Annotated in this window: 18 protein-coding genes; 16 read left to right on the forward strand and 2 right to left on the reverse strand. The window is 66.6% G+C overall.

Annotation, left to right across the window (positions count from 1 at the left end):
• Positions 1 to 42: 42 nt before the first annotated feature.
• Together VFY73_RS15945 and VFY73_RS15950 are read right to left on the reverse strand one after the other, a co-directional pair.
• Positions 43 to 633, reverse strand: coding sequence for a hypothetical protein (locus tag VFY73_RS15945; protein ID WP_329720464.1), 591 nt, complete (start codon positions 631 to 633; stop codon positions 43 to 45).
• Positions 634 to 802: 169 nt separating this feature from the next.
• Positions 803 to 1,360 (reverse strand): HNH endonuclease, encoded by a 558-nt coding sequence (locus tag VFY73_RS15950; RefSeq protein WP_329720466.1) that lies wholly within the window; start codon positions 1,358 to 1,360, stop codon positions 803 to 805.
• 296 nt (positions 1,361 to 1,656) lie between these two features.
• Between VFY73_RS15950 and VFY73_RS15955 the strand changes: the two genes are divergently transcribed.
• The 16 genes from VFY73_RS15955 to VFY73_RS16030 all read left to right on the forward strand — a co-directional run bounded on the left by VFY73_RS15955 (position 1,657) and on the right by VFY73_RS16030 (position 22,252).
• Positions 1,657 to 2,367 (forward strand): TetR/AcrR family transcriptional regulator, encoded by a 711-nt coding sequence (locus tag VFY73_RS15955; protein WP_329720468.1) that lies wholly within the window; start codon positions 1,657 to 1,659, stop codon positions 2,365 to 2,367.
• Between the two features lie 33 nt (positions 2,368 to 2,400).
• Entirely contained in the window at positions 2,401 to 4,197 is a 1,797-nt protein-coding gene (locus VFY73_RS15960) for an acyl-CoA dehydrogenase C-terminal domain-containing protein (protein ID WP_329720470.1), read from the forward strand.
• Positions 4,198 to 4,271: 74 nt separating this feature from the next.
• On the forward strand, positions 4,272 to 4,685 hold the full coding sequence (locus VFY73_RS15965; RefSeq protein WP_329720514.1) for a DUF2147 domain-containing protein: 414 nt from the start codon (positions 4,272 to 4,274) through the stop codon (positions 4,683 to 4,685).
• A gap of 20 nt (positions 4,686 to 4,705) precedes the next feature.
• Positions 4,706 to 7,087, forward strand: a complete 2,382-nt coding sequence (locus tag VFY73_RS15970) for a 3-hydroxyacyl-CoA dehydrogenase/enoyl-CoA hydratase family protein (RefSeq protein ID WP_329720472.1) — start codon at positions 4,706 to 4,708, stop codon at positions 7,085 to 7,087.
• Between the two features lie 14 nt (positions 7,088 to 7,101).
• The gene (locus VFY73_RS15975; RefSeq protein WP_329720474.1) at positions 7,102 to 8,301 is read left to right on the forward strand and encodes an acetyl-CoA C-acyltransferase; all 1,200 of its coding nucleotides are present in this window, start codon (positions 7,102 to 7,104) and stop codon (positions 8,299 to 8,301) included.
• Between the two features lie 44 nt (positions 8,302 to 8,345).
• Positions 8,346 to 8,834 (forward strand): DUF1569 domain-containing protein, encoded by a 489-nt coding sequence (locus VFY73_RS15980; RefSeq protein WP_329720476.1) that lies wholly within the window; start codon positions 8,346 to 8,348, stop codon positions 8,832 to 8,834.
• Between the two features lie 31 nt (positions 8,835 to 8,865).
• Entirely contained in the window at positions 8,866 to 9,765 is a 900-nt protein-coding gene (locus VFY73_RS15985; RefSeq protein WP_329720478.1) for an alpha/beta fold hydrolase, read from the forward strand.
• The gene (locus tag VFY73_RS15990) at positions 9,762 to 10,526 is read left to right on the forward strand and encodes an enoyl-CoA hydratase (RefSeq protein WP_329720480.1); all 765 of its coding nucleotides are present in this window, start codon (positions 9,762 to 9,764) and stop codon (positions 10,524 to 10,526) included. The genes VFY73_RS15985 and VFY73_RS15990 overlap by 4 nt, the downstream gene beginning before the upstream one ends.
• A gap of 606 nt (positions 10,527 to 11,132) precedes the next feature.
• Positions 11,133 to 12,353, forward strand: coding sequence for an MFS transporter (locus tag VFY73_RS15995; protein ID WP_329720482.1), 1,221 nt, complete (start codon positions 11,133 to 11,135; stop codon positions 12,351 to 12,353).
• Between the two features lie 157 nt (positions 12,354 to 12,510).
• Positions 12,511 to 13,518: a 4-hydroxy-2-oxovalerate aldolase gene (dmpG, locus tag VFY73_RS16000; protein ID WP_329720484.1), complete on the forward strand. Its 1,008-nt coding sequence runs from the start codon at positions 12,511 to 12,513 to the stop codon at positions 13,516 to 13,518.
• Position 13,519: 1 nt separating this feature from the next.
• Entirely contained in the window at positions 13,520 to 14,410 is an 891-nt protein-coding gene (locus tag VFY73_RS16005) for an acetaldehyde dehydrogenase (acetylating) (RefSeq protein WP_329720486.1), read from the forward strand.
• Positions 14,411 to 14,414: 4 nt separating this feature from the next.
• Positions 14,415 to 15,638 (forward strand): pyridoxal phosphate-dependent aminotransferase, encoded by a 1,224-nt coding sequence (locus tag VFY73_RS16010; RefSeq protein ID WP_329720488.1) that lies wholly within the window; start codon positions 14,415 to 14,417, stop codon positions 15,636 to 15,638.
• A 96-nt stretch (positions 15,639 to 15,734) separates the two neighbouring features.
• The gene (locus VFY73_RS16015; protein WP_329720490.1) at positions 15,735 to 18,212 is read left to right on the forward strand and encodes an ATP-grasp domain-containing protein; all 2,478 of its coding nucleotides are present in this window, start codon (positions 15,735 to 15,737) and stop codon (positions 18,210 to 18,212) included.
• 13 nt (positions 18,213 to 18,225) lie between these two features.
• On the forward strand, positions 18,226 to 19,503 hold the full coding sequence (locus tag VFY73_RS16020; RefSeq protein ID WP_329720492.1) for a hypothetical protein: 1,278 nt from the start codon (positions 18,226 to 18,228) through the stop codon (positions 19,501 to 19,503).
• Between the two features lie 11 nt (positions 19,504 to 19,514).
• Entirely contained in the window at positions 19,515 to 20,642 is a 1,128-nt protein-coding gene (locus VFY73_RS16025; RefSeq protein WP_329720494.1) for a porin, read from the forward strand.
• Positions 20,643 to 20,665: 23 nt separating this feature from the next.
• The gene (locus VFY73_RS16030) at positions 20,666 to 22,252 is read left to right on the forward strand and encodes an FAD/NAD(P)-binding protein (RefSeq protein ID WP_329720496.1); all 1,587 of its coding nucleotides are present in this window, start codon (positions 20,666 to 20,668) and stop codon (positions 22,250 to 22,252) included.
• Positions 22,253 to 22,270 lie beyond the last annotated feature (18 nt).

The following is a 22,270-nucleotide window of genomic DNA, read 5'->3' on the forward strand; positions in this document are numbered from 1 at the left end:
TGCCATCCCCTCGATGGGGCATGGCAACCGGCGGCGCGATGGTCAGCGTGGCGTGTAGATCGGCGCCGAGGCGCCCTGGGCCGGCGGGTCGGCCGGCCGGGCCGGCGAGGCCACTGGCGGCGGTAACCGCGGCGCAGTGGCCTGATGCTCAGTCGTGCCGGCGGGGGCGCGGGTCACGCGGGTGCGGCCGCCGCCCATCACCAGCATCACCTGATCCCCCTCGCGCAGGTCTTCGACAGACTTGGCCTGCATGATCGAGCGCCGTTCGCCATTGCGCAGCTGGACCACGATCTCCCAGCCGGGCTCGCTGGCCGCGTCGCGCTCGATCGCGTCGCCGATCAGGGAGCCCGCCACCAAGCCCACCACGCCCAGCACCATCCCCTCGCGCCAGCCGCCGACATTGGAGCCGGCCACGCCCCCGGCCACCGCGCCGATCGTGGCGCCCGCGCCGGTCTGGTAGCCACTCTGCACCGTGACCGGGCGCAGGCTCAGCACCGTGGCGTCGACGATGCGCGAAGCGCGCTGGGTGGCATGGTGGGGGACGGCGTCGGGGCGGGCGACGACGCAGCCGCCGAGGGTGGCGACAGCGGCCGCGGCGGTCAGGGTGGCGGCGGAAACGAAGGTGCGCTTCATGGCGACGGCGGGGTGAGAGCCTGGAGCAGGCGGTGACTTGCCAACGAAAGCCGGGCCGGCTGCGTTGACACAGGTTGATTCAGATTCTGAGTCGCGGTGGCCGCAGAAGTTCGAGCACAGCGTAAAGAACTGTGGCACCGATCGCCACGGCGCGCGAACTCCGTCGTGCTCAGTCGTGGAGCCGGCTGTTGCGGGGCACGCTGGCCAGCAGGAAATCCATCTGGTCGGCCAGGATGCGGCGGCCACGCAGGATCATGTCTTCGTGCAGGCTGGGCACGTAGGGCAGGTACATCAGGCTCATCCGCGCTTCCTCTGGCAGGCGGTTGCCCTTGTGGCCATTGCAGCCGCGGCAGGCGGTGATGCAGTTCATCCAGCTGTCCTGCCCGCCGCGCGAGACCGGAATGATGTGCTCGCGGGTCAGGTCATCGAAAGCGAAGCGGTGGCCGCAGTAGGCGCACATGCCCCGGTCGCGCACGAACAGCTTCGGGTTGGTCAGCGCCGGCGACTGGCGCCAGGCCCGCGAAGGCACCGTGCCGCGTACCGCGATGATCGGATGCACCTCGATGCGCGACTGCACGCCGGTGGTGCGCTGCACCCCGCCGCGCAACACGTGGCAGGTATCGCCCAACGTCCAGGCAATGCTGTCGCTGGCATAGAGCACGGCCGCTTCGCGGACCGTCATCCATGCCTGCGGGCGGCCGGATACGTCGAGTTGCAAGACCTCCATGGGTGGGCGACCTTTGCTTGCACCCGTGAAAACGGGTTCAGCACGCAGCATAGCTCGCTTGCGTGACAAGTCTCAACCCATGGGTTTGTGTCGCCGATGACTTTGCCGCAGCGCCGAGACTTGATTTGTCACGGGTAAACCCTGGTTATCGGTGCTTTTGCTGCAGCATCTAGGCCACCAACCCTAGAAAAAGTCTCATCGGGAGGCGCACACGGCCCAGCGATTTCTGCAAAATAGAACGATCGTTCGTTTCTTGCCTGGCCCGGCCTACCGGCTATCCACCAGGCCCCTCGCCCGTGTCGTCACTGCCTCTCGAACCCCGCCGCAACAGCACCAGTGCCCGGTCGCTGCAAAAGGGCCAGGCCACGCGCGCCAACATCCTGGAGGCGGCGCTGGCGCTGGCGTCGAACATGGGCCTGGAAGGCCTCTCGATCGGTGCGCTGGCCGAGGTGACCGGCATGAGCAAGTCGGGTGTGTTCGCCCACTTTGGCTCACGCGAGGAACTGCAGATCTCGGTGATCCGCGAGTATCACGCCAAATTCGAAGAAGAAGTGTTCTTTCCGGCGATCCGCGAAGCGCGGGGCCTGCCTCGCCTGGTGGCGCTGTTCGAAAACTGGGTCAAGCGCGTCGCGGTCGAAATCGATTCCGGCTGCATCTACATCAGCGGCGCCGTCGAGTTCGACGACCGGCCCGGCCCGGTGCGCGATGCGCTGGCCGCGATGGTGCTGGCCTGGCACCGCGCGATGGGCCGCGCGATCGAGCTGGCGGTCGAGGTCGGCGATCTGCAGCACGACACCGATCCGGGCCAGATGCTGTTCGAGGTGCACGGCCTGATCCTGGCGTTGCACCACGACGCGCGGTTCCTGCGCAGCCCGGGCGCCGTCGAGCGCGCGCGCATCGGCTTCGCCCGCACCGTTTCCCATTACGCCATGCCGGGCGCCGTCGACCGCGTGTCGCTGCCGTCCCTGCATTCCCCCACGGCCCAGGTTTCCAAAGCCAGCCGATAACTCGTCCATTTCCCCCCGCCTCAAGGAGTCACCATGGCCCAGTACAACCCGCCCCTGCGCGACATGCAGTTCGTGCTGCACGAAGTCATCGATGTGGTCAACGAGTTCAAGGGCATTCCGGCCTATGCGGACGTGGACGCCGACACCATCAACGCGGTGCTGGAAGAAGGCGGCAAGTTCGCGTCGGAAGTGCTGTTCCCGCTGAACCTGAGCGGCGACGCCGAGGGCTGCACGCACGACAAGACGACGCACGAGGTGAAGACGCCCAAGGGCTACAAGGAAGCCTATGCCAAGTACGTCGAGGGCGGCTGGCCGGCGCTGAGCTGCGACCCGGCGTTCGGCGGCCAAGGCCTGCCGCACACGGTGAACCAGTGCTTCTACGAGATGCTCAACAGCGCCAACCAGGCGTGGACGATGTACCCGGGCCTGAGCCATGGCGCGTATGAAGCGCTGCAGGCCCACGGCACCGAAGAGCAGAAGAAGACCTACCTGCCGAAGCTGACCAGCGGCGAGTGGACCGGCACGATGTGCCTGACCGAGCCGCACTGCGGCACCGACCTCGGCATGCTGCGCAGCAAGGCCGAACCGCAGGGCGACGGCACCTACAAGATCACCGGCCAGAAGATCTTCATCTCCGCCGGCGAGCACGACATGGTGGAAAACATCATCCACCTGGTGCTGGCCCGCCTGCCGGACGCGCCGCAAGGCTCGAAGGGCATCTCGCTGTTCATCGTGCCCAAGTTCAAGGTCAACGCCGACGGCTCGGTGGGTGAGCGCAATGGCATCCATTGCAACGCCATCGAGCACAAGATGGGCATCCACGGCAACTCGACCTGCCAGCTGATCCTGGAGAACGCGGTCGGCACGCTGGTCGGCGAGCCGAACAAGGGCCTGATGGCCATGTTCGTGATGATGAACGCCGCCCGCCTGGGCGTCGGCAACCAGTCGCTGGGCCTGACCGAAGTGGCCTACCAGAACGCGGTGGCCTACGCGAAAGACCGCATCCAGATGCGTTCGCTGTCGGGCCCGAAGGCGCCGGACCAGCCCGCCGACCCGATCATCGTGCACCCGGACGTGCGCAAGATGCTGCTGACCGCGCGCGCCTTCGCCGAAGGCGGCCGTGCGCTGGCGATTCACACCGTCGTGCAGCTCGACAAGGCGTTGCACCACCCGGATGAAGACGTGCGCAAGGAAGCCGACGACGAAGTCGCGCTGCTGACGCCGATCATCAAGGCCTTCATCACCGACAACGGCTGGCTCGCCACCTCGCACTGCATGCAGGTCTTCGGTGGCCACGGCTACATCCACGAGTCGGGCATGGAGCAGTACGTGCGAGATGCCCGCATCAACATGATCTACGAAGGCACGAACACCGTGCAGTCGCTCGATCTGCTGGGCCGCAAGATCCTGTCGGACAACGGCAAGAAGCTCAAGGCCATCGGCAAGAAGATCGCCGCGTTCGTCGAAGACGAAGGCGTGCGCGAAGACATGCAGGAGTTCATCAACCCGCTGGGCGACATCGGCGACAAGGTCACCAAGCTGACCACCGAGATCGGCATGAAGGCCTTCGGCAATGCGGATGAAGTCGGTGCTGCGGCGGTGGACTACCTGCGCGTCGTCGGCCACCTGACCTTCGCCTACTTCTTCGCCCGCATGGCCAAGGTGGCGCTGGACGCACAGAAGGCCGGCAACACCGACCCGTTCTACACCGCGAAGCTGGTCACGGCGCGCTTCTACTTTGCCAAGCTGCTGCCCGAGACGGCAGGTCTGATCCGCAGCTGCCGCGCTGGCCTGCAGCCGCTGATGGCGATGGACGAAGCGCTGTTCTGAGGCGCCACGCGGTCAATACACACCATAACGAGGAGACCCGCGTGAAGACAACCTTGATCAGCCTGGCGCTCGCCATGGCGAGCGCCAGCGCCCTGGCCCAATCCGCCAGCCCCGCCGGCCTGTGGAAGACCATCGACGATGGTTCGAAGAAAGAGAAGTCGCTGGTGCGCATCACCGACACCGGTGGCGTGCTGAGCGGCAAGATCGAGAAGCTGCTCGATCCGAACGAGAAGCCCGACGTCGTCTGCGACCAGTGCAGCGACGATCGCAAGAACCAGCCGGTGGTGGGCCTGACCATCATCCGGGGCGTCAAGCAGGACGCCGACGACAAGACCTTGTGGAACGGCGGAGACATCCTCGACCCCGCCAATGGCAAGGTCTACAAGGTGCGGTTGAAGCCGGCGCAGGACGGCAAGGCCCTCGAGGTGCGCGGCTTCATCGGCATGCCGATGTTCGGTCGCTCCCAAACATGGATCCGCGTCGAATGACGCCTGAAGGAGAACACAAGATGAGTCGATTCCAGGTCCGCAAGGTCGCCGTGTTGGGCGCCGGCGTGATGGGCGCGCAGATCGCCGCCCATCTGGTCAACGTGAAGGTGCCGGTCGTTCTGTTCGACCTGCCGGCGAAAGAGGGCCCGAAGAGCGGCATTGCGCTCAAGGCCCTCGACAACCTGAAGAAGCTCAAGCCCGCCCCGCTGGGCGTGCCGGAAGACGCGGCGCGCATCCAGCCCGCGAACTACGAAGAGCACCTGGAGCTGCTGAAGGACTGCGACCTGATCATCGAGGCCATCGCCGAGCGCATGGACTGGAAGCTGGACCTGTACCAGAAGGTCGCGCCGTTCATCGCCCCGCACGCGATCGTCGCGTCGAACACCTCGGGCCTGTCGATCACCAAGCTGGCCGAGGCGCTGCCCGAATCGATCAAGCCGCGCTTCTGCGGCATCCACTTCTTCAACCCGCCGCGGTACATGTACCTGGTGGAACTGATCCCGACCCCCACCACCGAAGCTGGCTACCTGGACCAGCTGGAGTCCTTTGTCACCACCACCGTGGGCAAGGGCGTGGTGCGGGCGAAGGACACGCCGAACTTCGTCGCCAACCGCGTGGGCATCGCCGGCATGCTGGCCACGATCCACGAGGCGCAGAAGTTCGGCCTGACCTATGACGTCGTCGACGACCTGACCGGCAAGAAGATGGGCCGCGCCAGCTCGGGCACCTTCCGCACCGCGGACGTGGTCGGCCTGGACACGATGGCGCACGTCATCAAGACGCTGCAGGACAACCTGAAGGACGACCCGTTCTTCCCCAGCTACGCCACGCCGCCGGTGCTGGCCAAGCTGATCGAGCAGGGCGCGTTGGGACAGAAAGCCGGTGCCGGCTTCTACAAGAAGGTGGGCAAGGACATCCTGCGCCTGGATCCCGCCCAGGGCGAGTACGTGGTGGCTGGTGCGAAGGGCGACCCGATCGTCGACCGCATCCTGAAGAAGCCCGCGGCCGAGCGCCTGAAGCTGCTGCGTGAATCGACCAACCCGCAGGCGCAGTTCCTGTGGGCGATCCTGCGCGATTCGTTCCACTACGTCGCCGTGCACCTGGCCGACATCGCCGACTCGGCCCGCGAGATCGACTTCGCGATGCGCTGGGGCTTTGGCATGAAGCAAGGCCCCTTCGAGCTGTGGCAAGAAGCCGGCTGGCAACAAGTGGCCGGTTGGGTCAAGGAAGACATCGACGCCGGCAAGGCCCTGTGCAATGCACCGCTGCCCGCCTGGGTGTTCGACGGCCGCACCGGCGTGCACACGCCGGAAGGCTCGTGGTCCGCGTCGCAGGGCAAGTACATCCCGCGCTCGAACCTGGCCGTCTACCAGCGCCAGCACTTCCCCGAGAGCCTCTATGGCTCCGGCGCCGCCGACCCGCTGAAGGCCGGCACCGAGCTGTACAAGAACGACGACGTTCGTGTCTGGACGCTGGACAACGAAGTCGTCATCGCCACCATCACCTGCAAGCTGCACCTGATCAGCCCGGCGGTGACCGAGGGCCTGCTGAAGGCCGTCGAGCTGGCTGAAGCCAAGTACCAGGGCCTGGTGATCTGGTCGCCGGACGACGTGTTCTCGGCCGGTGCCAACCTCGAAGCGCTGATGCCGGTCTTCATGAAGAGCGGCAGCAAGGGCATCAACCCTGAAGTCAAGAAGTTGCAGGACGCGCTGCTGCGCGTGCGCTACGCCAACGTGCCGGTCGTCGCCGCGATGCGCGGCATCGCGCTGGGCGGTGGCTGCGAGATCGCGGTGGCCTGCGCCAAGCGCGTGGCGGCGATGGAAACCTACGTCGGCCTGGTCGAAGTGGGCGTCGGCCTGCTGCCGGGCGGCGGCGGCCTGACCTACATCGCCCGCCGTGCGGCCGAGAACGCGCAAAGCGGCCCGGGCTCGGACCTGCTGAACTTCCTGAAGGGTGGCTTCGAAGCCGCCGCGATGGCCAAGGTCGGCACCAGCGCCATCGAGTCGCGCAAGCTCGGCTACATCCTCGACGGCGATGTGATCGTCCCGAACAAGGACGAGCTGCTGTACGTCGCGATCAGCCAGGCCAAGGCCATGGCCGACGCCGGCTACCGTGCGCCGGCCAAGGCGCAGATCCCGGTCGCCGGCCGCATGGGCATCGCCACCATCAAGGCCAGCCTGGTCGGCATGCGTGACGGCGGCTTCATCAGCCAGCACGACTTCCACATCGCGAGCCTGATCGCCGACGTGGTGTGCGGCGGCGAAGTCGAAGCCGGCACCGTGGTGACCGAGGAATACCTGATGACGCTCGAGCGCAAGCACTTCTGCAGCCTGCTCGACCACCCGAAGACGCAAGAACGCATCATGGGCATGCTGCAGACCGGCAAGCCCGTGCGCAACTGATTGGAGCGACGACCATGAGCAAGCAAATCCAAGACGCCTACATCGTCGCCGCCAGCCGCACCCCGATCGGCAAGTCCGGCCGCGGCTACTTCAAGAACACCCGTTCGGATGACCTGCTGGTGCGCGCGGTGCAAGCCGCGCTGGCCCAGGTGCCCTCACTGGACCCGAAGGCCATCGAAGACGGCATCATCGGCTGCGCGATGCCCGAAGGCGAGCAGGGTGCCAACATGGCCCGCATCGCGATGCTGTTGGCCGGCCTGCCGAACTCGGTGGGCGGCATCACCGTCAACCGCTTCTGCGCATCGGGCCTGTCGGCGATCCAGATGGCGGCGGACCGCATCCGCGTCGGTGAAGCCGACGTGATGCTGGCCGGTGGCGCCGAGAGCATGAGCATGATCCCGATGACCGGGGTCAAGCCCTCGTTCAACCCGAACGTGTTCCTGAAGGACGAAAACGTCGGCATCGCCTACGGCATGGGCCTGACCGCCGAGAAGGTCGCCACGCAGTGGAAGGTCAGCCGCGAAGACCAGGACGCGTTCGCGCTGGCCTCGCACCAGAAGGCACTGGCCGCGCAAGCCGCCGGCGAATTCAGCGACGAGATCTGCCCGGTCGACGTGGTCGAGCGTTTCCCGAACCTGGACACCGGCGAGATCAACCTGTCGACCCGCACCGTGAGCCTGGACGAAGGCCCGCGCAAGGACACCTCGCTCGAGGGCCTGGGCAAGCTGAAGCCGGTGTTCGCTGCCAAGGGCAGCGTGACGGCCGGCAACAGCTCGCAGACCAGCGACGGCGCCGGCGCGCTGATCCTGGCGAGCGAAAAGGCCGTCAAGCAATTCGACCTGAAGCCGCTGGCCCGCTTCGTCAGCTTCGCGTCCAAGGGTGTGCCGCCCGAGATCATGGGTATCGGCCCGATCGAAGCGATTCCCGCGGCGCTGAAGAGCGCCGGCCTGAGCCTGGCCGACATGGGCTGGATCGAGCTGAACGAAGCCTTCGCCGCGCAGGCGCTGGCCGTCATCCGCACCGTCGGCCTGAACCCGGACGTCGTCAACCCGCTGGGCGGCGCGATCGCGTTGGGCCACCCGCTGGGCGCGACTGGCGCCATCCGCGCCGCGACCGTGGTGCACGCGCTGCGTCGCCGCAAGCTGAAGTACGGCATGGTCACGATGTGCGTCGGCACGGGCCAGGGCGCCGCGGGCATCTTCGAGGCAGTCTGAGAGTGACAACGCGCCGCCGTGTGATCTTCGCCGGCGGCGCGGTTGTGAGCGCTGCTGCCATCGGCACTGGCGCCTTCATCGCGAGTGGGAAGCGACGCTTCCACACCCTCGACGATGCACGTCGCGCGGTGATGCCGCTGGCGGAGCATCCGCTGCGCACCACCGGCGCGTGGAACCTGGCGCAGGTGCTGAACCATGCGGCGCAAAGCGTCGAGTTCTCACTCGACGGGTTTCCTGAATCCAAGCCGGCGCTGTTCCAGGCGACGGTGGGCCACCTGGCCTTTGCGCTGTTCGATGCACGCGGTGCGATGCACCACGCGTTGGATCAACCGATTCCCGGCGCACCAGCGCTGGCCACGGACGCGCCGTTGCCGGCGGCCGTCCAGCGCCTGCTGGACGCCTTCGACCGCTTCGAGCGACACACTGGCGCGCTGCAGGCCCACTTCGCCTACGGCGCGCTGGACAAGCCGGCCTACGCCCGGGCGCACCTGATGCACTTGGCCGACCACTGGGCCGAGTTTCGGCCGGCCTGAACCCGGCACGCTGTGCCGCAGAGGAGACGCGATGACAACGATCCGTTTTCCCGCCACCGACGGCTTCGAGCTCGCCGGTACCCTGTATGGCAACCCCGCGAACGCGACGGCTGCCGTGCTGATCGTGCCGGCGATGGGCGTCGCGCAGGGGTACTACGCCGAGTTCGCGCGCTGGCTGGCCGCCAAGGGCCAGGTGGTGCTGAGCTTCGACTACCGCGGCATGGGGGCCTCGCGCCCAGCGGCGCATGCGCAGTCGCTGCGTGGCTTCGATGCCGACATCCAGACCTGGGCCGAGCGTGACGCGGCCGCGGCGCTGGCCTGGTTGCGGGCGCAGGTCGCCCCGGGCGTGCCGCTGCACTGGGTGGGGCACAGCCTGGGGGGGCAGATCTTCGGCCTGCTGCCGAACCGTTCACTGGTCGATCGCGCGGTCACCGTCGCTTCTGGCAGCGGTTACTGGCGCGAGAACGCACCCCGCCTGAAGCGCATCGTCTGGTGGATGTGGTTCGTGCTGGTGCCGTTGACCTTGCCGCTGGCGGGTTACTTCCCGGGCCGCCGGCTGAAGAAGGTGGGTGACCTGCCACGTGGCGTGATGGCGCAATGGCGACGCTGGTGTCTCTCGCCCCACTACATGATGGGCGAGGGCGGGGCGGAGCTGCGCCAACGCTACACCGAGGTCGACACACCGATGCTGTCGTTGAGCTTCACCGACGACGAGTTCATGTCCGGCCGCAACATCGAGTCGCTGCACGGCTTCTACGACCGCGCACCCAAGACCATGCAGCGTGTCACGCCGGCCGAGCTGGGCGTGCCCCGCATCGGCCATTTCGGATTCTTCCGTCCACAGTTCCAGGGCACGCTGTGGACCCAACTGGCGCATTGGCTCGACCAATCCCCAACGCGCCTGGCGCCCCATTCCATGGAGACAGCATGAGCATCAAGACGGCCGTAGTGAACGGCGTGGCAACGATCGAAATCGCCCGCCCCGAGAAGAAGAACGCCCTGACCCAGGCGATGTACCAGGCGATGGCCGACGCCATCAACGCCGCACAAGAAGACGGCGCCGTGCGCGCGGTGTTGATCACCGGCCAGCCCGGCATCTTCACCTCGGGCAACGACATCGAAGATTTCATGCAGCGCCCGCCGCAGAGCATCGATTCGCCGGTGTTCCGCTTCATGCAGGCGCTGGTGGGCAGCGACAAGCCGGTGGTTGCCGCGGTCACCGGTGCGGCGATCGGCATCGGCACCACGCTGCTGCTGCATTGCGATTTCGTCTACGTCAGCGACGAGTCGCGCCTGGCCATGCCGTTCGTCGGCCTGGGCCTGGTGCCCGAGTTCGCGTCCAGCCTGCTGGTGCCCGAGCTGATGGGTCAGCGCCGTGCCGCCGAAAAGCTGTTGCTGGGCGACCCGTTCACCGGCGAGCAGGCGGTCGACTGCGGCATCGCCAACGCGGTGCTGCCGGCGGCCGAGGTGGTGCCCCACGCGCGCCGCGTGGCCGAGCGCTTCAACGCGCTGCCGCCGGGTGCCGTGCGCGACAGCAAGCGCCTGATGCGCGGCCCGCACCGCGAGCAGGTGCTGAAGGCGATCACCGACGAGGCCGAGCTGTTCGGCAAGCGCCTGCGCAGCCCCGAAGCGATGGAGGCCTTCCAGGCTTTCTTCCAGAAGCGCCAGCCGGATTTCTCGAAGTTCAGCTGATCCGCGGCGGCGGAGCGACGGGCCGGCGAGCGGGCTCGTCAAGGGGTGCTTTTGTCTCTGTTGCTCTGGCAGGGCGTGTGGATGCTTCTGCCGGCGCTGGCTTGCCGCTCATGACCAAAGTCATGCCGTCGCCGACAAGCTCCGCGACCTCGCTTATGCTCTGGCCGGCTTGAAGTGCATCGCGACTGCCGGATCGTCGCCGGCTGCGGCATTGACCTTGTCAATGACATCTGGGTTGCGCTGCGCTCGCCGCATTGAGCGGCGCCAACCCGGCTGCCCGACGTATCCTCGAAGTGAAGGCCGTCTTCATTGTCGAGACACCCTCATAAAGGCCCTCTGAAAAGTGGGCGATATCCGGTTCTCATTCCGATGGCGCTATGGTTCGGCCGCTTAAGTAACGAACTACTTCAGCGAATAGCGGGATCACTTGAAGGTACACCGCTTCTAACGTTAGCTAACGATCACTGCCGTCAAATTGCTAGTTCGCTGCGAGCCGCAGTTTCCGGCAACGGATCTTTCTCCCGTTGCCATCAATGGTTCCACCATTGATGGCGCTCGCCAAGACCGATCTACCGAACTTGACCTGCCGGTGGTAGGACCAACCCCATGATTGCCACTGCCCTGTCTCATCGCTTCTTCATCCTCAAGGACACGCAGTTCCGCGCGTTGTTCTTGCGAATGCTCTGTAATCGACTGGTGGATGGCATGGTCTATGTCGTCACCGCCTGGATGTTGCTGCGAATGACCGGCAATGCCTCGTCGGTGGCGCTGCAGCTCACGCTCACGCTGTTGCCCAGTGCGCTGCTGTCGCCGGTGATCGGCACTGTCACCGACCGCTTCAGCCGCCGCAACTTGGTGGTGATCGCTGACCTCTTCCAAGGCGGACTGATCGCGCTAACCGCGCTGATGCTTGCGCTGTCGGTTCAGGCGCCGATCTATCTCTATGCGATGACGCTGGCGGTCGGCCTGTCCAGTCTGCTGCACTCGGTCGCGGCGCGTGCGCTGCTGCGCGAGCTGGTCGACAAGGAAGGCCTGCTCTCTGCCAGCTCCACCATCTCCATCGCCAACCAGACCGGCGGCCTGCTCGGTCCTATCCTCGGCGGCCTGCTGGCCTACCGATTGGGCGAGGTCTCGGTGCTGGCGATCGCCGCAGGACTGGCGGTGGTCGGCGGCCTGAACCTGCTGCAGGTCGCTTCGCGTCCGCCGCATGACGGTACGCCCAGCGGCACGACCATGGCCGCCGAGTACGTGGCCGCGCTGCAGCTGCTGCGCACCAATGAGGTCGTCCGGCGGCTCTTCATCGGCTGTGCGCTGTTCTACGTGTCGCTGCCGTTGCTGAACTTCCTGCTGCCGTTGCTGACGATGAAGAACTTTGGCTTGTCGGTGCAATCGTTCGGCGTGATTGACGCGATGTTCGGCATCGGTGGCATCGCGGCTGGCGTCTTCCTGCATGCGCTGGAAGAGCGCTTCGGACACCAGCCCATGATCGTCGGCGGTGTGGTGATCTTCGGCCTGGTGATTGCACTGTTCCCGATGAGCGCACAGCAGCCCTGGCTGATCGCGCTGTACCTGCTCGTCGGTTTCGCATGCCATAGCGGCGTTGGCTTGATGAGTGAACTGCAGCGCGAGGTGCCGTCCGCGATGCAGGGGCGGGTGCTATCGATGTTCAGCACCGGCACCGCGCTGGTCGCCACGGCGGCCGTGCAACTGCTGGGCCTCGCCGGCGGCGAGCAGTCTGTGGTCATCGCGTACGTGGGCTACGGGCTGACGCTCGCGGTCTTCGGCCTCGTGTTTCTCAGACGCTGGCTGCGGGCGGTGCCCGCCTGAGTCCGGCGCCGTGCCCTGAAACGGGCGCGCGCTACGCCGGAAAACCGCCGGCATCGCTTTTGAATCCTCTTCCGCCAGGCCTCGCCTGAGGTGTCAACGTGCGGCCACAAGCCGTCGCGGGGGGGCGCGTCTTGTCAGAACTTTCGGAGGGAAAGTCATGTCCATTCAAATCTACGACCCGACACTTCGGGACGGCAATCACGCCATCGGACACAAGCTGTCCACTAGCGACATCCAGGCCTACTGTCGCGCCGTTGACGGCTGCGGCCTGTGGTGCGTGGAGGTTGGCCACGGCAACGGCCTGGGTGCGTCGTCGCTACAACTGGGCCGGGCAACGCACAGTGATCGCGAGCAACTGGAGTGCGCCCGGGAGAACCTCAGCCAGTCGCGGCTGGGCGTGCACCTCATCCCTGGCTTTGCGAAGATCTCCGATATCCGGACTGCCGTCGAGATCGGCGTCGACGTGATTCGCCTGGCCTCGCATTGCACCGAGGCCGACCTGACGGAGAGCTATTTCGACTTCGCATGCGGCCAGGGCAAGCTGGTCCACGGCGTGCTGATGATGACCCACATGGCCAGCGCCGAGGTGCTGCTCGAACAGGCCGCCAAACAGGTGAAATATGGCGCCAGCGCGATCACGCTGATGGACTCTGCCGGCAGCTACGACCCGCGCAGCACCGCCGAGAAGATCGGTCTGCTCGTCAAGCACCTGGGCGTGCCGGTGGGCTTTCACGCCCACAACAATCTAGGCTTGGCGGTGGCCAACTCGCTGGCTGCCGCACAGGCCGGTGCGACCATCCTCGACGGCACGATGCGCGGCTTCGGTGCCGGCGCCGGCAACACCCAACTGGAGGTGATGTGCGCGGTGCTGGAGCGCTACGACTACGAAACCGGCGTCGACCTCTTCAAGCTGTGCGCCGCGATCGACAGCCTGGCCGAGATCCCGCCGGTGGCCAAGCCGACCATCATTGGCACCTCGAACCTCATCAGCGGCGTCTACGGCGTCTGCGCGGGCTTCGAGAAGCACGTCGCGCGCGCTGCCGAAACCTTCGAGATCGAGCCTCGCGACATCTGGAAGGAGTTGGCGCGCGTCAATGCGGTCGCTGGCCAGGAGGACCTGATCATCGAAGTGGCCAACCGGCTGCGGAAGGGCGTGGTGGCTTGAAATGCTGAACGTCGCCATCCTGGGCAGCGGCAACATTGGCTGCGACATCCTGTGCAAGGTGCAGCGGTCGGCGCTGCTGGACTGCGTGCTCTTCGCGGGCCGCAGCGAGAGTTCTTCCGGCCTGAAGTTCGCGGCCGGCCGCGACGTGCCCGTCAGCGCCGGCGGCCTGGATGCGCTGATGGACCGCATCGATGACTTCGACCTCGTCTTCGACGCCACTTCCGCCGATGCCCATGTGCGGCTGGCCGAGGCGCTGCAGCCGCACGGCAAGAAGATCGTCAATCTGACGCCCGCCCACCTGGGCGAGCTGTGCGTTCCGCTGCTCAACGGCGACGCGATGCGTGGTGAGTCCAACATCAACATGATCACTTGCGGCGGACAGGCTTCGCTGCCGATCGTGATGGCGGTGTGCTCGGTGGTGAACAGCGTGCGCTACATCGAGGTCGTGTCCTCGATTTCCGCCCGCAGCGCCGGTCCGGCCACGCGCCGCAACCTGGACAACTACATCACGACCACCGAGGCCGCGATCCGGCGCTTCTCCGGCTGCGACGACGTCAAGACCATCCTGAACATCAACCCGGCCAAGCCGGAGGTGTCGATGCAGACGGCCGTGTCGGTGCTGTTCGACTCGCTGGGCACGCGCACCATGGGCGATCTGATGGACCGCGTCCACCAGACCGTACAGGAGGTGCGTGAGTACATCCCCGGCTACGAGCTGATCGTCGAGCCGCGGCTCGATGCCGAGCGGCTCTTCGTGATGGTGCGGGTGGTCGGCCGCGGCGACTACCTGCCGCCTTATGCCGGCAACCTGGACATCATCACCTCTGCAGCGGTCAGCATTGCGGAGCGCCTCGCGGCGCCTGCGTCGGCGCGCAGTTCGGCATGGCGGTAGTCCCATGACCCGCCTGGCCCGGCTCCATCGCGACGCGCGTTTTTGTCCGATCCTGGATGTCGTCGCCCAGGTTCGGCAGCTGCAGGCGCGCGGCGTCGAGCTGGTCGACCTGTCGGTCGGCACGCCCAATTTCCTTCCGGCGCCACACGTCTACGCAGCGGCTCGGGAGGCGCTGGCGGCCGACCAAGGCCAGTACGGCAGCAGCCGTGGCACGGCGGCGCTGGTGTCGGCCTACCTTGGCTATCTCGCGACGCAGGGTTTGCGGCTGCATGAGGATCGCCATGTTGTCGCCGGCCTGGGTGCCAAGCACCTGCTGCATGCCGTGTTCGCAGCGATCAGCGAGGCGGGTGACGAGGTCGTCGTGCCCACGCCCTGCTGGCCGACGTACTTCGACATCGTCGAGCAGGCCGGCGGCACCGTGGTGCCGGTCGCCGGCAGCGTCGATAACGGCTACAAGATTGGCCCAGAGGCCTTGGCGCGCGCACTCGGCCCACGGACCAAGGCGGTGCTGCTGAACAACCCGTCGAACCCGACCGGTGCCACCTACGACCGCGAGGAGCTGCGTGAGCTGGCTGCGGTGCTGCGCGGACATGGGGCCTGGATCATCAGCGACGACGTCTACAGCCGCTTCATCGAACCGGACCTGGACTTCTGCCATCTGCTGCAGGTCGCGCCCGATCTGGTCGACCGCGTCGTGAAGATCGATTCGGTTTCCAAGCTCTACGGCATGCCGGGCTGGCGCGTCGGTATGACGGCGGCGCCGGTCTCGCTGGCCGAGGCGGTGGTGCGACTGAACAGCAATTCCGTCTCCAGTCTTCCCGATGTCACTGCCGCGGCGGCGGCGGCGGCGCTGGATGGCGACCAGTCCTTCTCGCATGAGATGGTCCAGCGCTACCGGCATCGGCGCGAACTCGCCCATCGGGAACTTTCGCGCAGCCCGCGCCTGCGCTGTCCGCTGCCGAGGGGCGCGTTCTATCTCTTCCCGGACGTGTCTGCCTGCTTTGGCCTGCGCGCGCCGGGCGGCGGGATCGAAGGAGATGCCGATCCGGTCGTGGTCCGTGACGACCTGCACTTGGCCCAACTGCTGCTGGAGCGCGCTCGCGTGGCGGTCGTGCCCGGCAGTTTCTTTGGCGAGCCGCGCGGCCTGCGCCTGACCTGTTCTGGCGATACCGACATCGTCGCCGAGGGCGCGCGGCGCATCCGCGCGTTCGTCGATGCGCTGCGCTGATCCGAGACCGATCGCGAATCAACGACCACCGTCGGCATTCATCGAATCACTGTTTCTCCGCATCTGATCTGTTCACCCAACCAAATCAACGCCACCATGACAGCTCCCACATCCGCCAAGAAGCCACTGCATGTCCTGATCGTCGGAGGGCGCGACCACACGGTCAAAAAGGTCCAGGCGCTGGGGCTGCGCTTCGCGATGATGCAGTCGGCCGACCTGGTCAGCGAGCTGCAGTTCGGGCAAGCCTCGCGCTACCTGGTGACCAACTACAAGAACCTTGAGGAGGTTGTCGAGACCGCCAGGCTCTGGCACGCGCTGGACCCGTTCGATGCGGTGGTCTCCTTTGCCGAGTACGGACTGCATGCGGCTTCGGTCTGTGCCCGCGCGCTGGGTCTGCCGGGAAATAACGAGCAGGCGGTGGTGATGACGCGGGACAAGTTCCGCATGCGTCAACTGCTGCGCGAGCACCAACTCAGCGCCGTCGACTACGCACTCTGCAGCACCGAGGCCGAAGTTCGCGCCTTCCACGAGCGACTGGGCGGCCGCGCGCTGGTGCTCAAGCCCTACGACGGCGGTGGCAGCATCGGCATTTCATACGTGGAGCGCGTCGACCAGATAGCCGATGCCTGGACGTGGACACGCAATGCCTGCAAAGGCCAAATCCTCGCGGAGGAGTTCCTGGAGGGTCAGGAATACAGCGTCGAATCGATCTCGCGCAGCGGCCGGCATGAGGTGGTGATGATCACCGAGAAGCTGACTACCAACGCGCCGCACTTCATCGAGCTGGGCCACCAGATGCCGGCGCGCTTGTCGCCGGACGTGCAGCAGCAGGTGGTCGACACCGTCACGCGGCTGCTCGAAGTCGTGGGGCAGCAGACCGCGCCGGCGCACACCGAGATTCGCGTGGGGGCGCAGGGTGTGAAGATTATCGAGTCGCAAACCCGCATTGGCGGCGACCAGATCTGGGAAATGACCGAACTGGTCAGCGGCGTGGACCTGATGTCCGAAACGCTGTGCGAGCTGCTGGGCCTGCCGGCGCCGCAGCGCCAACCGGTTGCGCCTGCGGCGGCGATCCGTTTCTTTGCGCGAGAGAACGAGCGTGTCGAGGCCGTTGAGCAGGTCGATGAGGCCGCCCGCGGCGAAGGCGTGCTGCGCCTGAGCTGCACGCTCAAGGCAGGCGGCAAGATTGGCCCGTTGACGTGGTCTGAATCGCGCCAAGGCTACGCAATGTGCCGCGGCGAGAGCGTCGAGCAGGCCATCGCAAACGCCGAGCGCGCGATCCAGACGGTGCGCGTGCGCGCGACGCCGATCGAGCCCCTGAAGCTCGCGTTGGCGTTCCCGATCGGGCCACTGAGCCTGGGCCGCTACCTCGAGATCTGCCAGCGCAACGGCTGGGACGCGGTGGTCGTCGGCGCCACGAGCTTCCGCGCCCAGGCTGAGAAAGCTGGTGCGAAGTTGGTGGTGGCGGACATCTCTGACTTCACCACCGTCGATGTCGCCACCGTCACGGCGAATGTGGAGGCCCTGGTCGCTGGCCTGCGTGGCGAGCGCGTGCAGGGCGTGGTGCCGGGCGGCGAGTATGCGGTGGCGGTGTGTGACCGCATCGCCGCAGGTCTCGGGCTGCCGCACAACCCGCTGGCGCAGGGCGAGGCCTTTCGCAACAAGGCCCGTATGCGGGCGCGCTTCGCCGAGTTTGGCGTTCCACAGCCGCGCGTGCTGGCGCGCTTCGCGAGCCTGAGCGAGGCGCAAGCTTTCGACTGGCGTGCCGTGCAGTTCCCGGTGATTGTCAAGCCGATCGACATGGCCTCCAGCATGTTTGTCCGCGCTTGCCATGACGCCAAGCAAGCCCATGAGTTGTTGGTCGCGATGTTCGGCTTCGTCGATGCCGGTGCTGGCGGCCTGCCGTTCTCGCACGGTGCATTGGTCGAGGAACTGGCCACCGGGCCCGAGTTCAGCGCTGAATGCCTGGTCGAGGGTGGCGCGCTGAAGGCCTTCTTCCTGACGACGAAGTTCGTCTCGCCCTGGCCCTATTGCAACGAGGTCGGCCACATCAGCGGCGATCGCCTCGTGCCGGAGATAGACGACGAGTTGCGCCGCGCGATCGACGGGATCATCACCGCCTGGGGTGTGAGCGACACCGTGATGCATGTCGAGTTCAAGCTCACGCCGCAGGGCGTGCGGGTGATCGAGGCTGGCAACCGCGTTGCGGGTGATCGCATCTCTGAGCTGGTCGAGCTGCGCTACGGGGTTTCGCTGGAGGAGTGCTTCTGCAGGCTGCGCGCCCGCGCCGGCCTGCGCATTGCGCCGACCATCGACAACCCGACCGCTCCTTACGTTGGCGTGAAGTTCTATTTCGATGCGCAGCGCTCGCCGGCCTCGACGCTCGAGGTCGTCCGCGAGGAGGTTTGGGCCCCGCGCGCGGCCATGGCCCCGATGGTCCACGACATCATGCAGCGGCTGGGCTTCCGCATCGTCACCACATCCAACCGTGAAGCGTTGCAGGACTTCATCGCCATCGCCCAGGCAGGCGCCACGGCAGCACCCTCCACTGAATCCGCTGCAGCGGTCGCCTGAGGAGATCCACGAGATGAGCCTGCTACTGTTCTGCCCGCCCAAGATCCTGCAGCAACACAGTGCCGCCGAATGGGCCGAGGCACTTGGTCCGGATGCGCGCGTGCTGACCTGCGCCAGCCAACGCGAGGCGCTTGAGCGCCACCTCGCCGGCCGGGTGGTCTGCCACTTCTTCGATCGCTTCAACGACAACGCGGCGGTCGAGCTGCGCGCGCTGGAGATCGCCCGCACCATGCCCGCCCCGCATGCCGTCGGCCTGGCGGAGATCGACATGCTGCGCGCAGCGCGCGTCAACGACCGGCTCGGCGTCACGACAGGCGCCGAGGAGGCGATGCTCTGCTATCGCGACAAGTACCTGATGAAGTGCCGCGTCCGCGATGCCGGCCTGCCGGTGGCGCCGATGGCGATCGTGCACAGCGCGATGGACGTGCGCCGCTTCATCGACCGGCAAGGCTGGCCGGTGGTCGTCAAACCGCGCGATGGACGCGGCTCCAACAACGTCGTGGTACTGCGCGACGAGACGGCGCTGGATGCGTGGCTGGATCGCCAGCCCTCGTCGACGCTGTACAACACGATGATCGAGGGTTTCGTCGTCGGCGATCACTACATCGTCAACGGTCTCTATGTGGCCGGCCGGCCCGTGCTGATCTCGCCGGTGCGGGTGATGACTTCGGCATTGGACTTCCTCGGCGGCGCCTGCCATGACCTGCACATGCTGGACGATGCCAACTCGGTGCTGCGGCAACTGGAGGACTACTCGCGCCGTCTCGTCGAACAGGTCCTCCCGTCGGAGCCGACCATGCTGTTCCATCTGGAGGCGTTCGTCGATCGGTCGGACCGAATCGTGATATGCGAGATTGCTTCTCGGCTGGGCGGTGTCTTCTTCAACCAGGAGCTGCAGGAAGCCTGGGGCATCGATGCCCGCATGACCTTCTTACGCGCGTTGCGTGATCCGTCGGTGCAGGTACCGACGCTGGAACGACCAGTACGCCGGGTCGGCCACATCAGCATTCCGCCGGTGTCCGGCCTGCTGCTTGACGCGCCCACGGAATGCCCTCTGCCGCACGTGCGCCGCTACAAGCTCTATGCCCGACCGGGTGTCGCCTACCGCGGCATGGAGTTCACCAATGGCGAGGTGGTCAGCGCCATCGTCGAAGGCGCAGACGAAGCGCAAATCCGCGAGCGGCTGCAAGAGTTCCAGCGCTGGTTCGCGGCCAACACCCGCTGGGAACCCGGCGCTGACGCGGCGCCTGCTCGTGCGGCCGTGGCGGCAGCTTCGCTGCCTGTACGGTGATCCAGGTCGTCATGTCACGGTGGATGTTCAATGCCGCCGCGGCGCGTGCGGGTTGGGTGTGCGGCGTGGCAGCCGCGCTGGTCGCGGCCGCGCCGGCCACTGTGTTCGCCGCGTCTGATTCGCTGACGCTGTCGGGCGAACTCAACGTTCAATTGAACACGCTGCGCTTCGGTGACAGCACCGGCCGGACGCGCCAGGATCTCCGCCTGGACAGCGCCTCATCGAATATCCGCTTCAAGGGCACCGAGTCGTTGGGTGACGGCCTGAGCGCTTCGTTTTACATCTCCGGTGGTCTGCGCGTCGACACCGGTACCGGTGGCTTATGCAACCGTGAATGCTTCGTGCAGATGGCGGGCGGTGCCGGCTCGGTGAAGCTGGGCCGCGTGCTGCCGATCTATGACGACGTGTCGCTGCCCTGGTACTTCATCGAGATCCAGGGCAACCACAACCCCATCGCACTGTGGGCCAATTGCGGCAACGGCGCGGGCATGGACAACGGCTGTGTGGACTCGTTCATCACGGCGGTGCGCTACGACACCCCGAACTGGAACGGCCTGTCGGGCAGCGTCTCGGTCGCCGACCTGTCGACGGACCTGCAGCGACAAAAGGGCAGCTCGCATGCCTATTCCGGTGGCCTGCAGTACCGGCAAGGCGCGCTCTACCTCGGCGCGGCCTTCCAGCATCAGATGGACACGCGCTACGGCGGCGCACGGGACAGCGGCGTGACGCTGTCGCTGGAGTGGCGGGGGCCGGTCACTGTCGGCCTCGGGCTGGAGCGGCTGTCCTACAGCATGGAGTCTGGCGGCACGCTGTGGCGCGACTACGTTGGGCTGCTGCTCAGTCACACCTGGAGCTCGCAGACCGCCTGGGCCAATGCTGGCCGGGCCTTTGGCGGACGCGGTTCCGCGGCGCCGGGATCAGCGGTCAACAACGTGCAGCGGCTGGACGAGTCCGGAGCCAGCATGTACTCGGTCGGCTACACCTATCGGCTGACCAAGCTCACCAAGCTCCACGGCTTCTACAACACCATCGTCAACGACCGGAACGCGCACTACTCATTCGACAAATCCACCGCCGCCGAGCTCGGAAACGGCCAGCGCGTGTCCTCGCTGGTGGTGGGCATGTCCAAGAAGTTCTAGCAATATCCACGCAGGGAGCGATCTTGTCCAGAGCCTATACAGTGGCCCTCGTCGGCGGGGGATCAATTGCCACCAGTGTCCTCGCGCAGTTGGCGCGCCGCGCCGATCGGCTGCCCGCGCTGCATCTGCTGCAGTTCGAGCCGGCGCAGCGCCTGGGCGTCGGACAGCCCTATGCACACGACCTCGACTCGGTGCTGCTGAACACGCCGGCCGCAGCCCTGTCGGTGCTGCCGGACGAGCCGGATCATTTCCTCCACTGGCTGCGGGCGCGCGTCGCGCGCTGGCCGGGGGAAGCCCGCTGGCTCGACGGCCCCGTGCCGCGCGCGATCTACGGCGACTACTTGGCGGACACGCATCGCCACGCGGTCGCCGAGCTGCGCGCGAACCAGGTACCGCTGTCGCTGATCAACGAGGCGGTGGTCGACTTGGTGCCGACCGATTACGGCGCGGTGGTACTGCGCACCGAGCGCGGCCTGCGCTTCACCGCGGACGAAGCGCTGCTGTGCATCGGCAACCTGCCGTCCTCGCAGTTCCGCGCGCTGGAGGGTGCACCGGGCTTCCTGCCGTCGCCGTATCCGTGCCGCGAGATGGTCCGGTCGCTGGCCGATGCTGATCATGTCGGCATCGCCGGCACCAGCCTGAGTGCGCTGGATGCGATCGTGTCGCTGCATGACAGCGGCTTCCGCGGACAGGTCACCGCGTTCTCGCGACGCGGACATCTGCCGTCGGTGCGCAGCGACGTGTCCAGCCCGGTCGCGCTGCGCTGGTTCACCCTCGAAGGCATCGATGCGCTGCCGCGCGATGCCGGGGGCTGCGTGCGTCTGCACGACTTGATCGAGTTGCTGCGTCGCGACATCGAGGCCCGCACCGGCGTTCCGTTCCGGTTGGAGGAAGCACTGGCGGTCGGCGCCACGCCGGCCGAGTACCTGGCCCATGAGATCGAGATCGCCCGTCGCGGCGAGCGCCACTGGCAATCGGTGCTCTACCAGGCCAACGAGGTCATCGATCACGCTTGGCACCGACTGTCGTTGCCGGACCGCCGCTTCTTCGACGAGCACCATCGCCATCTGTTCATGGTGCGCCGCATCGCCGTGCCGCTGGTCAATGCGGAGAAGGTGCTGGCGATGCTGTGTCGCGGACAGCTGGAGGTGCGCGGCGATGTCTCGGCGGTGCGCGCGGTCGGCGGTGGCTTCGCCATCGAGTTCAACGCAGCAGTGACAGGCCGTCGCTCGCTGCTGCGTGTCGACCGGCTGGTCAACGCGACCGGCATGTGTGTCGACGTCACGCGTTCGGACGATGTGCTGATCCGTCAGCTGGTATCGCGCGGCCTGATGGCGCCCTGCGAGTTCGGCGGCGTGCGGCAGCACTTCGACGACCTGCGGCTGAAAGGGCGCGACGAGGCCGATGGCGACGCGTCGCCGCCGTCGGGCCGTGCGCCGGTCGTCTCGTTGCTGGGATCGCTGGGTGTCGGCACCTGTTTCTGGACGAATGCGATGAGCGTCAATTCGCGCCTGGCCGGTCGCATCGTCGATGCGCTGCAACACCGCGCGATCGTGGCGCTGGCGCTGGCCCCTTCGACGTCGCTTCATTCCCTGCCCGTGCCGGCATAGACCATGCCACCGTCGCCG

Origin of the sequence: Ideonella sp., assembly GCF_036277275.1 — a bacterium.
Taxonomy (GTDB): domain Bacteria; phylum Pseudomonadota; class Gammaproteobacteria; order Burkholderiales; family Burkholderiaceae_C; genus Ideonella.

Bases quoted from the DNA above. Each gene is read 5' to 3' on its own strand.
- VFY73_RS15945 (WP_329720464.1), bottom strand. From the start codon at position 633: ATGAAGCGCACCTTCGTTTCCGCCGCCACCCTGACCGCCGCGGCCGCT.
- VFY73_RS15950 (WP_329720466.1), bottom strand. From the start codon at position 1,360: ATGGAGGTCTTGCAACTCGACGTATCCGGCCGCCCGCAGGCATGGATG.
- VFY73_RS15960 (WP_329720470.1), top strand. From the start codon at position 2,401: ATGGCCCAGTACAACCCGCCCCTGCGCGACATGCAGTTCGTGCTGCAC.
- VFY73_RS15965 (WP_329720514.1), top strand. From the start codon at position 4,272: ATGGCGAGCGCCAGCGCCCTGGCCCAATCCGCCAGCCCCGCCGGCCTG.
- VFY73_RS15970 (WP_329720472.1), top strand. From the start codon at position 4,706: ATGAGTCGATTCCAGGTCCGCAAGGTCGCCGTGTTGGGCGCCGGCGTG.
- VFY73_RS15975 (WP_329720474.1), top strand. From the start codon at position 7,102: ATGAGCAAGCAAATCCAAGACGCCTACATCGTCGCCGCCAGCCGCACC.
- VFY73_RS15985 (WP_329720478.1), top strand. From the start codon at position 8,866: ATGACAACGATCCGTTTTCCCGCCACCGACGGCTTCGAGCTCGCCGGT.
- VFY73_RS15990 (WP_329720480.1), top strand. From the start codon at position 9,762: ATGAGCATCAAGACGGCCGTAGTGAACGGCGTGGCAACGATCGAAATC.
- VFY73_RS15995 (WP_329720482.1), top strand. From the start codon at position 11,133: ATGATTGCCACTGCCCTGTCTCATCGCTTCTTCATCCTCAAGGACACG.
- dmpG (WP_329720484.1), top strand. From the start codon at position 12,511: ATGTCCATTCAAATCTACGACCCGACACTTCGGGACGGCAATCACGCC.
- VFY73_RS16005 (WP_329720486.1), top strand. From the start codon at position 13,520: ATGCTGAACGTCGCCATCCTGGGCAGCGGCAACATTGGCTGCGACATC.
- VFY73_RS16010 (WP_329720488.1), top strand. From the start codon at position 14,415: ATGACCCGCCTGGCCCGGCTCCATCGCGACGCGCGTTTTTGTCCGATC.
- VFY73_RS16015 (WP_329720490.1), top strand. From the start codon at position 15,735: ATGACAGCTCCCACATCCGCCAAGAAGCCACTGCATGTCCTGATCGTC.
- VFY73_RS16020 (WP_329720492.1), top strand. From the start codon at position 18,226: ATGAGCCTGCTACTGTTCTGCCCGCCCAAGATCCTGCAGCAACACAGT.
- VFY73_RS16025 (WP_329720494.1), top strand. From the start codon at position 19,515: ATGTCACGGTGGATGTTCAATGCCGCCGCGGCGCGTGCGGGTTGGGTG.